This is a genomic window from Sphingosinicellaceae bacterium (genome assembly GCA_019285715.1).
Classification (GTDB): Bacteria; Pseudomonadota; Alphaproteobacteria; order Sphingomonadales; family Sphingomonadaceae; genus Glacieibacterium.
The window spans coordinates 1117950-1132230 of record CP079108.1; the positions used below are offsets into that span (position 1 = coordinate 1117950).

General features: G+C 62.1%; 15 protein-coding genes and 1 pseudogene. 3 read left to right on the top strand and 13 right to left on the bottom strand.

What is annotated here, in order from left to right; genetic code table 11:
• Positions 1 to 165 precede the first annotated feature (165 nt).
• Both KX816_05285 and KX816_05290 read left to right on the top strand, forming a co-directional pair.
• Positions 166 to 1761 carry a patatin-like phospholipase family protein gene (locus KX816_05285; GenBank protein QXQ07441.1) on the top strand — a complete coding sequence of 532 codons (1596 nt, stop codon included), beginning with the start codon at positions 166 to 168 and terminating at the stop codon, positions 1759 to 1761.
• A gap of 420 nt (positions 1762 to 2181) precedes the next feature.
• Positions 2182 to 2457: pseudogene (locus tag KX816_05290) on the top strand (ImmA/IrrE family metallo-endopeptidase).
• Positions 2458 to 2605: 148 nt separating this feature from the next.
• Here KX816_05290 and KX816_05295 read toward each other — a convergent pair.
• The 8 genes from KX816_05295 to KX816_05330 all read right to left on the bottom strand — a co-directional run bounded on the left by KX816_05295 (position 2606) and on the right by KX816_05330 (position 9470).
• Positions 2606 to 3295 carry a glutathione S-transferase N-terminal domain-containing protein gene (locus tag KX816_05295; protein ID QXQ07442.1) on the bottom strand — a complete coding sequence of 230 codons (690 nt, stop codon included), beginning with the start codon at positions 3293 to 3295 and terminating at the stop codon, positions 2606 to 2608.
• A gap of 47 nt (positions 3296 to 3342) precedes the next feature.
• Positions 3343 to 4071 (bottom strand): cytochrome c biogenesis CcdA family protein, encoded by a 729-nt coding sequence (locus KX816_05300; protein ID QXQ07443.1) that lies wholly within the window; start codon positions 4069 to 4071, stop codon positions 3343 to 3345.
• Positions 4072 to 4080: 9 nt separating this feature from the next.
• A complete protein-coding gene (locus tag KX816_05305) occupies positions 4081 to 4494 on the bottom strand; it encodes a thioredoxin family protein (protein ID QXQ07444.1) in 414 nt (137 codons plus the stop codon).
• 762 nt (positions 4495 to 5256) lie between these two features.
• Positions 5257 to 5673, bottom strand: coding sequence for a hypothetical protein (locus KX816_05310; protein ID QXQ07445.1), 417 nt, complete (start codon positions 5671 to 5673; stop codon positions 5257 to 5259).
• 146 nt (positions 5674 to 5819) lie between these two features.
• Positions 5820 to 6401 carry a hypothetical protein gene (locus KX816_05315; protein QXQ07446.1) on the bottom strand — a complete coding sequence of 194 codons (582 nt, stop codon included), beginning with the start codon at positions 6399 to 6401 and terminating at the stop codon, positions 5820 to 5822.
• 209 nt (positions 6402 to 6610) lie between these two features.
• Entirely contained in the window at positions 6611 to 7132 is a 522-nt protein-coding gene (locus KX816_05320; GenBank protein ID QXQ07447.1) for an IS1595 family transposase, read from the bottom strand.
• A 219-nt stretch (positions 7133 to 7351) separates the two neighbouring features.
• On the bottom strand, positions 7352 to 8686 hold the full coding sequence (locus KX816_05325; GenBank protein ID QXQ07448.1) for a hypothetical protein: 1335 nt from the start codon (positions 8684 to 8686) through the stop codon (positions 7352 to 7354).
• Positions 8673 to 9470 carry a hypothetical protein gene (locus KX816_05330; GenBank protein ID QXQ07449.1) on the bottom strand — a complete coding sequence of 266 codons (798 nt, stop codon included), beginning with the start codon at positions 9468 to 9470 and terminating at the stop codon, positions 8673 to 8675. Before KX816_05330 ends, KX816_05325 begins: the two co-directional genes overlap by 14 nt.
• Before the next feature lie 147 nt (positions 9471 to 9617).
• On the opposite strand from KX816_05330, the gene KX816_05335 reads away from it, so the two are divergent.
• A complete protein-coding gene (locus KX816_05335) occupies positions 9618 to 10010 on the top strand; it encodes a hypothetical protein (protein QXQ07450.1) in 393 nt (130 codons plus the stop codon).
• A gap of 528 nt (positions 10011 to 10538) precedes the next feature.
• Here the strand turns inward: KX816_05335 and KX816_05340 are convergent.
• The 5 genes from KX816_05340 to KX816_05360 form a co-directional block, all read right to left on the bottom strand.
• Positions 10539 to 12104, bottom strand: coding sequence for an IS66 family transposase (locus KX816_05340; protein ID QXQ07451.1), 1566 nt, complete (start codon positions 12102 to 12104; stop codon positions 10539 to 10541).
• An 82-nt stretch (positions 12105 to 12186) separates the two neighbouring features.
• Positions 12187 to 12534, bottom strand: coding sequence for an IS66 family insertion sequence element accessory protein TnpB (tnpB, locus tag KX816_05345; GenBank protein QXQ07452.1), 348 nt, complete (start codon positions 12532 to 12534; stop codon positions 12187 to 12189).
• A complete protein-coding gene (locus KX816_05350) occupies positions 12531 to 12971 on the bottom strand; it encodes a transposase (protein QXQ07453.1) in 441 nt (146 codons plus the stop codon). The genes tnpB and KX816_05350 overlap by 4 nt, the downstream gene beginning before the upstream one ends.
• 47 nt (positions 12972 to 13018) lie before the next feature.
• Entirely contained in the window at positions 13019 to 13183 is a 165-nt protein-coding gene (locus tag KX816_05355) for a hypothetical protein (protein QXQ07454.1), read from the bottom strand.
• A gap of 496 nt (positions 13184 to 13679) precedes the next feature.
• Positions 13680 to 13832, bottom strand: coding sequence for a hypothetical protein (locus KX816_05360; protein QXQ07455.1), 153 nt, complete (start codon positions 13830 to 13832; stop codon positions 13680 to 13682).
• Positions 13833 to 14281 lie beyond the last annotated feature (449 nt).

Sequence of the window (14281 nt, forward strand, 5' to 3'; positions counted from 1 at the left end):
CGACATGGACAACCCGCGTTGCTAACCGAGATCGGACAGGCCTTGAACTTCCTCTGCCGTTTCTGGCGTTTCGTATGGCCTCATGAATACCCGGTCTCCGAGCTCATGCTCGTCCCACCTTCAGATACGCAGATCGAAACCCCGGTCCCGACGGATCCCCCTCGCGTGTTCGTGGCGCTGGCGGGCGGCGGCGCAAAGGGAGTGGTCCATGTCGGTGCACTGAAGGCCTTGGAGCGCCAGCATGTGAAGTTCCAAGGGCTGTCTGGCACGTCGGCAGGCGCCATCGCCGCGACACTGAAGGCGGCGGGTTTCAACGCCGACGACATCGCCGATCCTCGTACGGGACGTACCATCTTCGACGATTTGGCCAGGATTGATCCTGGGATGACTCGCGCGACCGATCTCTTCGGACGCGCGGGTTGGATCCGCATCAGAATTCTACGTCGACTGACGAGTGGCTGGGGACTTGGACTCCTAATTTTCGGAACCATCGTTTCGGTTTTCGGCCCCGTGTCGGTACTTGTCTTCTGGCACGGCGCGCCGAGATCGGCCGAATATATCGCAGGGGGCGTTCTACTCGGTTTTGTCGTCATTGCGGCCATCGTGTGCCGGACACTCCTCGGCGGTCTCGCCGACCTGTCGCGCTTCCGGTCGGCGTTGGCTCAACTGTTGCAACGGAAGCTGTTTCCGACGGACCCCGAGCGACCGGTCTTGATGGGTGATTTCGACGGGGTCGCCAGACCCCTTCTGAAGATCGTCGCCGCGAACTTAGCGACACGTAGATTGACGCTGTTCTCCGCCGAACGCAGCCCCAAGGTGGAAGCCGCCGACGCCGTCGTCGCTTCGATCGCGATACCGGTCTTGTTCCGCCTGCCTAGGGTAAACGGCGAGATGCATGCTGACGGAGGAATCGTCTCAAACTTACCTGCTTGGCCATTCGACGAAGAGCGCGAGCTCGACCCCGACGCCTACACGATCGCCATTGAGATAGGTGAGCCAATGGAGTCGCCTCGCGTCGAATTGCGGGGCTGGATCGCGTCGTTGGTAAGGACCGCCCTGTTCGGGTCAAGCGAGCTGAACCTCCGTGCCGTTTCCCGGAGCAATATGATCACACTGGAGACGGACATCGGTCTCCTCGACTTCGACCGTAGCCGGCGCGAACTGCTGGCGACGGTGGCTTCGGCAACCCGGGCTGCGGAGGCGACGGTGGTGACCGAACTGTTCAAGCGCCCCGCGATCCTGCGCCAAGCCTGCGTCGTCACGCGCAAGCTATTCGACGAGACCTTCGCGGCGCAGCCGGCACTGCTGAGGGCAGGGCGTCGGACGGGACGTGTGCGCGTCGCCGTGGCAATTCCCGATGGCGGCCACACGAGATCGCTACGTTTGCGCTACGCCGACGGTTATGAAGACTGCTCCGACGAGCGCATCCTCCTCCCGATCGTGGGCACGGTGGCCGGAACGGCATGGACCGAGAACCTGCCGAGATTCGAGGTCGCGCCGCTGCCCGCCTCGCTTTCCCTTCCTGATCCATGCGACACGCTGCGCCGGGCGATGGTTTGGAAGGACTTGGCGTGGACCATCTGCATTCCCATCTCCACCAATGACGCAATCGGTGCTAAGAAGCTCTTTTTGGTGACGGTCGATGGCGACGAGGCTCTTTCCGACGCCGAGGATCTGGAAGAGACGATCGGCGAACTGGTTGATGCGACCGAGACGTTCTTCGTGGATGTCGTGAACGAACTGCAGACTTTGGGAGAATGAAGATGGCCACGAAATTCCGGAGTTCGACGTTCCATAGTTCGTCAGAACGCGTGTCCGATCGTTCGACGGCGGTCAAACAGGCGAGGGAACGGGTCGGAAGTCTCATGAACTCCGTCGTGAACGATGCGCGTGCGGCCGGGATGTCCAGGCAGCATGCGATCGATGGAATCACCGATCGGGCGCTCAAGCGAAGCGTCACGGAGCGATCCGGGGATTAGCCGCAGTCGGGAAGAATCGGGATGTTTACGGCCGGTCGGGGAGTGGCATCGTAGGCGGATGCTCGAATAGCGGTCATGAAGGTTTCGCACGATTGCCAGCAGGACGATGTTGCCGGAGATATCTTCGGAGGTCCGGCGAACCGGACGACCTCTCCGGTCTTCCGTTTCGCGACGGTGACCGTCGCATCGTAGTCGTGAACGCCACACATCGAATGTCCGCCAGCGGTTCGCCGTCGCGCACGAACTAGGCCACTTGGAACTCCATCGTGTCGCAAAGTTCACGTTGACGACGAGTTTCGGATCAACCTCAGAGACCGGCGTTCCGCTACCGCCGAGAGCAATGAGGAGATGGAAGCCAAATGCTTTCGCCGCAAACCTCCTCATGGCCGCCGAATGGATATGGCGGCAATTGGAAGCGAACCCTATCGACCCTGGCGACGACGGGCAGGGCGTCGAACTGCCGGGCGCTTCGAAGTGAGCCAGCAGGCGATCTTCTTCCGCATCGCGAGCCTCGCTGAGCCGCGGGCCGACCCTCACCGGACGAGATCGCAGACGAAACTGTCCGATGAGCGGGTCCAGGGTCTAAAAACCGGTCGATAAAACTGCCTCAAATCAGCGTAAGCTCGTCAGGTTGCGGCGAGGCGGTCATTCTGCGGAAACATGACGCGGCGAGACGCGTCGTCCATCTCCTGCTTGAAAGCATATTTGGTCGCCAGCGCCGACGCATTTACGGCAGCGGGCCTCGCACTCACCTCGTCAAGCAGGCGTCTGACATTCGGATAGCGATCCCAGGCATCCTGCCCGAGAATGAAGGGTATCGCACGTGCCCATCCCCAGACCGACATATCGACGATCGAGTAGACTGAACCAATCATATACTGGCTATTGCCGAGCCTCGCCTCGATCAAATCCCAGTGCCGTTCCGCCTCGTACGTATAGCGGTTGACCGCATATTCTTTCGGGTCTGGTGCGAAATGCTTGAAATGAACGGCTTGGCCGCAATACGGACCTATACCGGTCGCAACCAGCATCAGCCAGGACAGCGTTTGCGCCTTTTCTGCCGCAGTTGTTTCGGGCAGGAATTTGCCGGTCTTCTCGGCGAGGTAGAGCAGGATCGCCGTGCTGTCGAAGAGTGTGACATCGCCATCGGTCAGCGCCGGCGTCTTGCCGTTGGGATTGATCGCGAGAAACGCGGGATCGTGCTGCTCGCCCTTTCGGGTGTCGACGGGCACGATCTCATATTCGAGGCCGGCTTCTTCGAGGAACAGCGCGACCTTCGCGGGATTGGGCGAGGGGTGGTAGTAAAATTTGATCATGCTTTCTCTCCATCGAATTAGAAGTGAACTCGTTCAGGCAAAGCGCATCATGCGATCGTCGACCAACGGGTTATTGAATCTGGGAGGTGATCGAGCGCGAATGCCTCGATCTGCCTGTCAAAACCGGTCAGGATGAACACGCCGACCATCAGCAGGAGCACGCCAAGCACGATCTTGCCCCGGCCTCCGGTCGCCATCATCCTCCCGCGCCATTTTACAAGCGCACCGCGCGCGGCGAACGCGATGACAAGCAGTACTGACGAAATGCCGAACCCGAACGCGGTCATAACCAGCGCCACCTCCGCCAGATTCTTGCCCTCCGCCGCCAAGGCGATTGCGGCACCTAGCGTCGGACCGACGCAAGGAGCCCAGACGACGCCCAGCAAAGCGCCTACGGCTGCCTGACCCCAAAGTCCGGCACGTGCGCCGAGCGCAGACTGGCGACTGCTTGCCCAGGCCGCAAGCGGAGTGGCGATGCGGGCAAGAAGGTCCTGGAGCGCTGGAACCAGCAGGACGATGCCCGCGACGCAAAGCACTACAGCGCCCGCCGCGCGCACCACTAGCGTATCGAGCCCGAGGGCCTGACCGAACGCAGCGACGGCGAAGCCGGTGATCGTGAATGAGACCACGAGCCCCGCCGCCAGCGCCAATGGCGCGAAGCGATGTCGCTGTGCTGCCGATGCCAGCACGATCGGAACCAGCGGCAGGACACACGGCGAGAGTATGGTGAGCGCGCCCGCCGCAAAAGCGAGCGCAGGATTGAGTGCCGAAGCCATTGCAACGGTTCAGGCGATGGCGCTGCTGATGACGGCTGAGACCTTGATGTCGTCAGTGTCGTGGGCAATGCGGCCGGTTTCGCGCTTGCCGTGGAAGGCAATCAACGTCGACTGCATGGTCGCGCCAAACTTCTGCCACAGGGGCTTCTGCGTGTCATAATCAATGCGAAAGACTTGCATGTTGCGGTAAGCCGGTTCTGCCGTCACGCGCGCGATCGTCTTGGCCTGTTCTCGACACACCGGGCACCACGGTGCATGCACCCACACCAAAATTGGCTTTCCAGCCTTTTGCGCGGCGTCGAACGCGGCCTGATCATACGGCTGAACCACCGGGGCGGCAGCGGCTGCCGGCGTCGCGATGGCGGCGGGAACCGCCGTGCCGAACGCGGCGAGCACGGCAAAAACGGATGGGGCGTAGCGCATGGAGGTCTCCTAGTTCAAAGCCTTTGTCCTACGCGGGGAGACTGGGTGTGGTTACAAAAGGGCGATTATGCACTTGACATACCACGCGCCCGGAGGGGTTGGCGGCGCGTTAGAAAGCCAACACGTGTGGAGGTGTGAATGCGCTCGGTTGCGGTAGCAGTTTTCGCGGGGCTGGCTCTGGTTTCGGCGGCGATCTACCTTAAACCGCAGCCGCGTTTTGCAGCGCTGCCCATCCCTTCAGCGGTAGGGAGACTGGACACGATTACGGGAGAGATGATTGTGTGTAGCGGTGGAGGGTGCGCTACGATCCGAAGCGCGACCGTGAACCCGCTCGACGTTTTGGACGCTCCAGCCAGAGGCGGTGACTAAGGTCCACCAATACGCTACGAGGTAGCCATGCCAGACACCGACGAACTGCCACCTGAGGAAGCCGCAAAGCGGCGTGACGAGGTTGTGAGGCGCATGCTTGCCACGCCGCCACAGCCGCGGAAAAATTCGCATCCGGACGCAAAACGCGTTTTAGCGAGTTAGGCCGCTAACGTTATCATTCACTGCTAACGCCGCCATTATGGTTTTTGTCGGTGTCAACCGTCTTAAGCGCGTTGGGCGAAAAACGGGTGATTAAGTGAGCGCTGGCGTTTCTGCCGCGTTATATACCCCGTGCTGAGAGCGATGAAAAACAGCGCACCTGCCCGCAAGGGTCCCTGGAGGGAGAAATAGGTTTTCGTGAGGACCTCGGTCCGGAAATAGCCCCTACCGGGGCTATTTCTTTTTCCAGTCAATAACTTGGCCTTCTGCAGTGCATCGTATGACATCGCAGAACGAAGCCTTGGGCATGAAAACTGCACTAGGTCGAACGTGGGCACTCAGCACTTGGAGCTTGACGTCGTACTTAGGGCTGTTGCTCTTTCTGGCGATAAACGCGACGTGGTAGACGCCCGGTCCGTTTGGTTCCGCCAGCTTCAAAACGAGGTTCACGCCTTTTTTGTATATGTCGCCTCCGGACGCGTCATTGATGGATTTTGGCAACTCTTGAGAGTGTGAGTATCTGATAGGGCAAAACGTGCGTGGCGTTTTGCCGTCCATAAATCTTAGGTCAGCCGGATCGCCGATCTTGCACTCCATAGCAAAAACGTGCGCGCCAAAGGCAACGCGCACTCTCATGCCATCCACGATCATCGTGAACGCGGAAAGGTGGTGAAAGGTGTATTCGACACCTCGGTAGGTCCGCTTTTCCCAAGACACGAGATGCTCGACTTTCTTCGTAAAACCGCATAACCAAGTTGGCCGGGGAGAATGGTGTTCTCCCCGGCCCGTTTGGTGCCCTACTCGGCACCTGCGAACATAGAAGGTGTTGTCGCACTCTCTATGCCCGGTTGAACTAAGGTGGTTCGTTCATTCGTGCCTCCATCGCTTAAAGAAGGGGTGGCCTGTTGGCTTGTCGGCTTCGGTGCCGCCCCTTCGTCTTCAGAAACAATCCATCCGCCCCCTCGCTTGCCAACGGATGAAGTGCGCGGGTCGCGGCTCAAATAGCCTGCAAGGTTCGATTTTTGATCGGCCCCGCCAACCGTCAGTCCCGCCGCCATAACCCCGTCAAGAAGATCCCCGATCTGCACCGGGTGTCCCGCGCGATGGATAATCGCGATGCACTCATCAACGAGCGTGCGCGCCATCGTGCCGGGCTGAGAGGACCATTTTCTCTTCTTCTTCCCGACTTGTTCTACTTCGTTCTGGGCAACGGGTTGCACAGCGCTCCCGCCGGCGTAACGGGCAAACGTTGCGAGAAACGAAGCTAGCTCCATAGCCTCCCTCTCCGCCTGTTCCATGCGTGATCGAGCATTCGAGGCTGCCAGTTGGGCAGCGCTAAGATCGCTTTGAGCACGGGCAATAATATCGTCTGCGTTCATGTCCATCTCCCAACACGTGTTGGGAGGTGCATACGTCAATGCTGGCGTAAATCCAAGCTCGCCCAACGTCAATATAATCAAGACGAGCAAAACGAATGGCTTAGCAGTCATTAAAGAACAAAACCGGACATCAAGTCCGGCACGTCTCGTTACAATGTTGCCATTACGTTCGCCACCGTTGGTTGCGAGGGCGCTTAGCCGGACGCGCTTTAAGCTGCGAGTCGGTCAGGTCGCTGATATGTAATCCGCTTGCCGACGACGCCCCGGATAGCGATGACGGCGCGCGTTGCATCGTCGGTGCCGAGCGCGATGCGGTTGCTGTAGCGGAAGTCGAACTCGGCGAGGTAGCGGTGCAGGTGCTGCTCGCCGCAATGCTGGTAGATGCCGCGCATCCCGCGCTTGAAGATGCTGAAATAGCCTTCAACGGTGTTGGTGAATACGTCGCCGCGGACATACTCGTCGGCACCGTGCATGACCGTCTCGTGGCTGGCGAACGAAGCGCCGATGCCGGTGTAGAGGTTGCTCTCGTCTGTCATCAAGCGGGCTTCGCGGCTGATGTTGGCGTGGATGATCGGGAATATCTGGGTAGCGGTCAGCGATACGTCGGTGAACGAGCGCACGGTGCCGGTGTTGCGGTCAACGAGGCTTAGCACCTTCATCTTGTGGCCCGCGCCGCGCTTCGTCGGCTTGCCCTTGATGCGGCCGATGTAAGCCTCGTCAGCCTCAACCACGCCGTCACTGCGCGGCTCAAGCGGGAAATGCTCCTCTATTGCAGTTGCACGCGATCATCATTGCAGGCCGCTGCAGCTAGGCGCTCGAGCCCGGTCATCGTCGATCCATCGGAGGAGGGCCGCGCGACTTGCACGTTTTCTCCGCACCTTCAGCCGCTGCCCGCCTCGCAACGTTCGGTTTGGGCGATCGGGCCGGCCTACCGACAGTGCCGCTGCGGCTCAATCCCGTCGGTCACGGAGCGCATCGCGGGCCGTACTCAATCGGATGGTGGTGCGCATCACCTCGCCCCGGAGCGCCGTAGCGGCCGCGGACCGTCGGTCCGCTGCGCCACGCGAATTTCCATAGGGCTCCGCGACGAGTTCCTCCACTTTCCGCCAACCTCCGGTAGCAGCGATTGCGCAGTCGGCGAGCCTTCTGGCGTCCGATTTGCCCAATTCGGCCCTTATGACAGTGGCGAGCTCGAAGAACTCCACGACGTCGTCGTCGCCCAACTGGAGGTGGTCTTCCGCCGGCCGGGCCAGCAGCGCGGTGCCGATCGCGACGCAGCCCTCGATCGAACGCTCGACATGCCCCACCCGGGCGAACCCAAGTGTCGCTTCGTGCGTGCTGACGAACTCCTGAAGCGATGTCCGGGTGGCTACGATGTCACGGGCCAGTACCGCAGTGGCGATGGCCTCGCCGCCGTCGCGATCGGTGCTGGCGAGCCTGAGCGCACGGATGATGCCGGAGCCGTCCGCGACCGCCGCCACGACGTCCTGGACCGTTCCGGGTGTCGCGCCGCGTTGCGCATCGACGAACTTCTGGGTCAGGCCGCCGGGCGGCGGCCTGGAGTAACGTGGCAGTTCGACCACCGGCCTGACCGTGAAACCAGGATGACGGACAATGGCCTCGTCCGAACTCCGGCACGCCCGGGCCAGCTGCAGGTTCCAGACGAGGATCCTATCGAACTCCGCCTCGCCCATGGCGCCGGTACCTGAGAACGCATTCATCGTCGCGACATGGATCACGAGTAGCAGGCGCAGGCGGTCGTTCCCAACGAAAGGACTGAATTCGCCGTCGAGCTGCATGACGTAATCGAAAGCGGCAACGTCGGCTTGGAAGTCGATCGCCCCGACGACCTTCATGTAATCGTCGCTGTCTCGGTATTGGTCGGACCCGAGCTGTTGATCCATGTGGTAGAACTCATGGGCGAGGAACATGACGATCAGGAGGTCGAGGACCTGCGCCACGCGTCCGGTGTCGAGCTGCCCGACGACCCTAGTCATCTCCGCGTCCCGCGGATCGCCGATCTGGGTCACCACATATGCCAGTAGGCCACCGAACGATGAAGCATCGACGACCAGCGTCTGCTCGACACGGCGCAGTTCGAAGGCTTGGACACCCGACCTGAAGTCGATTGTCCAGGGGGAAAGGGCCTGCCCCCTTATGGCATTGGTGATGGCAGAACGGGCATCACCGCCCCTTGCCCGCGGCACTGCCGCCAACGCCGCTACGCAGCGTGGAAAACGTGCCTTGGCGATGGCGAGCAGGTCGACCTGGTCAATTGGGGTCATCGCCACCCCGCTGGTCGTCCATCCTGAGGCGCTGGCCGATGGAGCGTCTCGCAAGCAGATTCGACGCAGACCATCCGAGCTGCAGTTCGCCGAGTGCCATGGCGATAATATCAGGCGCCATGTGCCTCAGCCACGGCAGTTCCAACTCGACATGGAGCCTCGCACCGCCCCTATGCGTGCGGCTGGCACGTCGCGCCGCATTTCGACTGTGGAAACCGCTGACGAGTTCCGCCGACCGCTTGACCGACCGGTCCTCCAAAGAGAGGAAGGTCTTTCCGGACGTCGTTCCCGGCAGTCTCCAATCCGGGTGCGGGGGCGGCACGACGACCGCGCCGAGACCGGCCAGTTCGAACCGGAGTCCTTCGGCGCTCGACGGTATCCGTGCGATGACCGCCGTCGGCCTGCCCTGGTCGAAGTCGCAGCAGGCGATCTGGCAGACGGCCAGCGCGATCATGTCACGGGACAGCGACGGCCGGTATCCACGGAAGTCGGCATCGCATGCCACTCCATCGATCATGATCAGTTGGTGTGAGGCACGCGGCGATCCGTCCTGCGGTGCATCGAAGCAGTTCGCGAACACCGAAGCCGCGACGCCCCGCGAACTTCCGCCGCCCTTCGAGTAGCGAGCCGAGAGGAGCAACTCGGGCACCTTACTCGAAGTCTGCGGATGCTGCAGTCGGTCTATCTCCACGCACGGGGAGACGGAGCCCTTCAGAAATGCCAGCGTCTGCGGCCAGTCGTCGACCGTCCCTGAAATCTTCACCTGTCTAACCAGCTCGAGCATGTTCAATGGCTCCGTGTTCTGCAATAACAATTGCACAACGGGAATCTTCGTGCAATAGGATCATTAACGCACTTTATGCATTGAGCCTTCCGCGATGCGTGTTAGTCTGCGAAAGAGGTTTCCGTTCGACCCAGGCGGAGATTTCGCTTGCCGGTATCCGCCGGCACCCAGGAGATTGGAGAATCTATGTCGAACCACGCCCATGCTCTGGCGACCACGCTGCGGGATTCCGGTCTGGTCGGTGATCTCGAGGTTCGGTTGAAGGTGATCGAGTCCAGCAAGTTGCGTATCATCGAAGCGGTGATCGACGTCATCAAGTCGCTCGATGAGGGAAAGCGCGAGAGTTGGCGTTCGATTATACTCGCCGCCGGCGAAGGTGGGGTCACCGACGACCAGCTACATCGAGAACTCGGTGCCTCGATGTCGACGATACACCGTTGGCGAAACGACGACGTGGCTCCCCGGGAAGGCACGCGACGGCTCATGAAGCGTGCCATCGTCGAACTCGCGGAAGCGCGGATCAAGGAATTCGCCGATTGACGCTGTCTCGACGAGGATGACCGGGTCGATCGGGACCTGGTCATCCCGAGAGCAAAGCCGGGACGTAAGGCCAAGCCTGCGCGGTCGCTACGTGCCGTTCCGAGGTGCCGTGCGAATACGGCGGTTCCGACGGGCGGATTGGTGCACTTCGAGCCGGTGTCTTCTTCGTGTGCGGCCCGGCTGGGCGATTTTCGCGGCTTCTTTCCGAGGTCTGCCGGCGCTCTTCCCAAGCAGGTATCATGAGAGCGTCAGCGGGCTGCTGGAATGCGTCGAAGAAGCTGGTGTCCGCGACCTCTTCGACCAGCGGTCACTGCTCAACGACCTAATACTGCGGCATGGCCGTGCAGACTAATGCGGTTCAGGAGCTCGGTCGCGAAACGAGTTCTACAGCGGTCAAATCCTGTCCCCGCAACCAAACATCGATTTTCGAGTCCGTGCAGGAAGTCCCTTTAGGGGGCTTTTTTTGTTTATTTGTCTCGCTTTGTCCAGCTTCCGAATTGTGTCGCCGGATTGTAAGCGTCAGCCGATCTACGCAGCGATCGCGAGAGTGGCGGGCTTCCGCCAGTTCCAGGGCATCAACGGGTCGAGGTCAAGCTGGCTGCGGCCGCGTGCGAGCTGGTCGAGAACGTCGGCGAGCCAGGCTTCCGTGTCGATGCCGTTGAGCCGGGCGGTTTCGAGTGCGGTGTAGACGATGGCAGCGCGTTCGCCGCCCTTGTCGGAGCCGAGGAACAGGAAGTTTTTGCGCGTGACGGCGATGCCGCGGAGGGCGCGCTCGGCGGCATTGTTGTCGATGGCGAGGCGGCCGTCGACTGTGAACCGGGCAAGCGCGGCCCAGCGGCCGAGGGCATACTGCAGTGCCTTGGCCAGCTCGTTCTTTCCCGACAGGCGCCGACGCTCGGTCTCCATCCAGGTGCGCAGATCGGCGAGTAACGGCGCGGAGCGCTCGACACGGACGGCTCCGCGTCGCTCGGGCGGCAGGCCGTTGATGTCGCGCTCGATGTCATAGAGCGCGCCGATGCGGCGCAGTCCCTCGGCGGCGATCGGCGAGCTGGTCTTCTGGTGGACGTCGTAGAGCTTGCGCCGGGCATGCGCCCAGCACGCGGCATGAACGATGCGCTGTCCTTGTTGTCCCGGAGGTGCCTTCGAGCGGGTCAGCGCCTCGTAGCCGGCGTAGCCGTCGGCGTGGATATAGCCGGCAAAGTTGGTCAGGTGCTCGGCTGGCCGCTCGCCCTTGCGGTCCTGGCTGTACCGGTAGAGCGCCATGGGTGGCCGATCGCCCGCCCAGGGTCGTTCGTCGACGACATAGGTCCAGATGCGCCCGGTCTTTGTTCGCCGGTTCCCGGGTGCCAGCACGCCGATCGGGGTGTCATCGGTAAAGATCACCGGTGCGGCCATGACGTGGCGGCCGATGGCCTCCGCGACCGGAGCCAGCCACCAGGCGGCGCGCCCGACCCAGTCGCACAGCGTCGCCCGGTCGATATCGACGCCGCCGCGCGCGATGATCCCGGCCTGGCGGTAGAGCGGCAGGCCGTCGATGTATTTACCCACGACGACATTGGCGATCAGCGCCGGACCCGGGCGGCCCTTGTCGATCGGCAGGTCGGGGGCCGGTGCCTGGATGATCGTCTCGCACGACCGGCAGCTCAGCCGCGGGCGGATATGGCGGATGACCTTCAACTGCGCCGGGATGCGTTCGAGGACCTCGGTGACGTCCTCGCCGAGCTTCGACAGGCTGGTGCCGCCGCAGCCTGGGCAGGCGTCGCCGGGATGGTGCAGGACCTCCTCGCGCGGCAGATGCGTCGGCAACGGCCGGCGCACCGGATGCCGGCGGGTCGGCTCGCCCGACGCCGGTACAGCGACCGTGGCGACGCGTTCGGCTTCGCCCTCCTCGAGGTCCTCGAGAAGCAGCTCGAGCTGGGTGATCTCGGCGTTGAGCTTCTCCGACGACCGCCCGAAGCTCATCCGCCGCAGGACGGCCAGCTGGGCCTTGAGCTGTTCGATAATCAGCTTGGCGCCGGTCAACTCGGCGCGAGCGACCGCCAGCTCGGCCTTCAACCGGGCGACCTCGTCAGGGTCGGATACGGCGCTCGTCACGGGTGGATATTACACCGTGACCAGCCCTGCTGCGACGACGATCAATGCCGATCACGCATCCGAGTCACTATGTCGCGCCGTGTCAGGCGGCGACTTCGGGCCGCCAGCTCCGTTCGACATTGCGCCAGTCGATGCCCTCCAGCAGCATCGACAGCTCCGCCGCCGACAGCCGCACCGAGCCGTCCTTCGCTGCCGGCCACAGGAAGCGGCCGCGCTCGAGGCGCTTGGCGAACAGGCACATGCCCTGGCCGTCCCACCAGATCGCCTTGACCAGATCACCGCGCTTGCCCCGGAAGACGAACAGCGCACCGTCGTGTGGATCGCGGCTGAGGACGGTCTGCACCTGCGCTGCCAGTCCGTCGAAGCCGCGCCGCATATCGGTTCGCCCGCACGCCAGATAGACGCGCATACCCGCCGGCAGCGCGATCACCGGCGAAGCGCCTCGAGCACCCGTGCCAGTGCACCGGGGTCAACGTCGCCAGCGAGGCGCAGCTTCGTGCCACCGGGCAGCTCGACCTCGATCGTACTTGCTGCGGGATGATCGGGAACCGGCAACGCCGCCGGAAGTGATCTCACGTCCGGAACCGGCAACGCCACCGCTGCAGGCTCGGCAACAACCTCGCAGCGGATAAACCCGTCGGTCGCCGCGGTCAGCAGCTGCTTGCGCCACGTGTACAGCAAGCCGGTCGAGATGCCGTAGCGACGGGCCACCGCCGTCGGCCCGGCACCCGGGGCGCGGCTCGCCTGGACGATCGCCATCTTCTGCTGAGGGTGCCAGCTGCGTCGCCGCTCCGAGCGGGGCGCCAGCGCCAAATCCTCGCTAAGAGACGTCTTAAGCGTCTCGTACGACGTCTCATCTTCACCCACGCCCGCCTCCGCCAATCACAGCAGCGACGACTCTCGCAACAGCGCGATCAGGACAAGGCGGGGATCGGCTGACGCTTACGCCGGATTGTCGGATATGCATCGAGGATTCGTAGATTGGCGATCGTCACGACAGCATAAATGACAAGACCGACTAGCCAACCGTCGCTGCGTGCGACGTTGTAGCGGGCGTTGGGCGTGACGATCGGTTTCATCACCAGAATAGGCTTCCGGGGACGCCTTTGAACGGCCGGCGGCCGTCGAGGTAATCCAGTCGCCCTGTAAGTTGCTCGTCGACAGCGCAGGCACCCATGGTACTCGCAGAGAAGGCAACCTGGTCTCGCAGCATCGCCAAGGGTGGCGTCTGGTAAGGCCAAGCTTCACTCCCGGTGCTCGCCTCCGATTCTTACGTCGGAGTTGCTGCCGAGTCACTTCCCGCCATAGAGGCTCGATCCCCCGGCCGGCACCAAGGCAGCTGGAGCGATTGATCCCCGCCGCCTCGGTGCCCAGGATACGATCGGAATTGCGTTCGATATTCGCTGCACCGATGAAGCGCTGTCGGTGGTCTCGTTGAACGTGCGAGTTCGGTACTGTAGCCGAACCCATTGGTCTTGAATTGACGCTATTCCCCAGCGACCGCAAACACACGGCTGGCCGCTGAGCGCCTGCGGTGCGTACAGAGAACTGGCCAACAGCCGGTAATCGTTATTATCAAAGGTCCCAGCGGCGCCGGTACCGACGCTGATCCATTTGCCAAAAGCCAGGCATTGTCACGGAAATCGTCGGTGACAAACCGACGCCGACGCCGACGCCGACGCCGACGCCGACACCGAGACGCCGACCTTCGCCGAACGCGTCGGTCATCTAGAAGCTCGATAAACGAGATAAGGCGGCTCGACGTCAGGTTCTCGGGCGTGGTGTAACGGTAGAGGTAGACGGTGGTAACGGTCCAAGGCTTTCCCCTCGGCTCGTACGACATGGCGATATCGCGTATGGGACGATCACTTGCTCGATGTTGAACTGGAACGCGTTGTTGAAATCGCTCGACAGCTCGGCAGAAGCGCCAGCGCCGAGACGGCGGGCAACTTCACTTAAGCCGAGACTCGACACAGTGATGTGGTTGCCGGGGTTCGAGATGTAGCCGGCGTTGTACTGGATTATGCTGCTCGGGTTGAAAACCGAACTCTTGAACTGGGCGCTACCATTCCATGTCGCAGCGTTCGGATCAGAGCATGCGTCGGCTTAGTGCGACATCGTGGCTGGCTTGGTTACGGCCTTGCGATGATGTTTGGCGGTTACTGCATTTACCGTAG

Bases quoted from the DNA above. Each gene is read 5' to 3' on its own strand.
- KX816_05295 (QXQ07442.1), bottom strand. From the start codon at position 3,295: ATGATCAAATTTTACTACCACCCCTCGCCCAATCCCGCGAAGGTCGCG.
- KX816_05300 (QXQ07443.1), bottom strand. From the start codon at position 4,071: ATGGCTTCGGCACTCAATCCTGCGCTCGCTTTTGCGGCGGGCGCGCTC.
- KX816_05305 (QXQ07444.1), bottom strand. From the start codon at position 4,494: ATGCGCTACGCCCCATCCGTTTTTGCCGTGCTCGCCGCGTTCGGCACG.
- KX816_05310 (QXQ07445.1), bottom strand. From the start codon at position 5,673: ATGATCGTGGATGGCATGAGAGTGCGCGTTGCCTTTGGCGCGCACGTT.
- KX816_05315 (QXQ07446.1), bottom strand. From the start codon at position 6,401: ATGAACGCAGACGATATTATTGCCCGTGCTCAAAGCGATCTTAGCGCT.
- KX816_05325 (QXQ07448.1), bottom strand. From the start codon at position 8,686: ATGACCCCAATTGACCAGGTCGACCTGCTCGCCATCGCCAAGGCACGT.
- KX816_05330 (QXQ07449.1), bottom strand. From the start codon at position 9,470: ATGCTCGAGCTGGTTAGACAGGTGAAGATTTCAGGGACGGTCGACGAC.
- KX816_05355 (QXQ07454.1), bottom strand. From the start codon at position 13,183: ATGAAACCGATCGTCACGCCCAACGCCCGCTACAACGTCGCACGCAGC.
- KX816_05360 (QXQ07455.1), bottom strand. From the start codon at position 13,832: ATGACCGACGCGTTCGGCGAAGGTCGGCGTCTCGGTGTCGGCGTCGGC.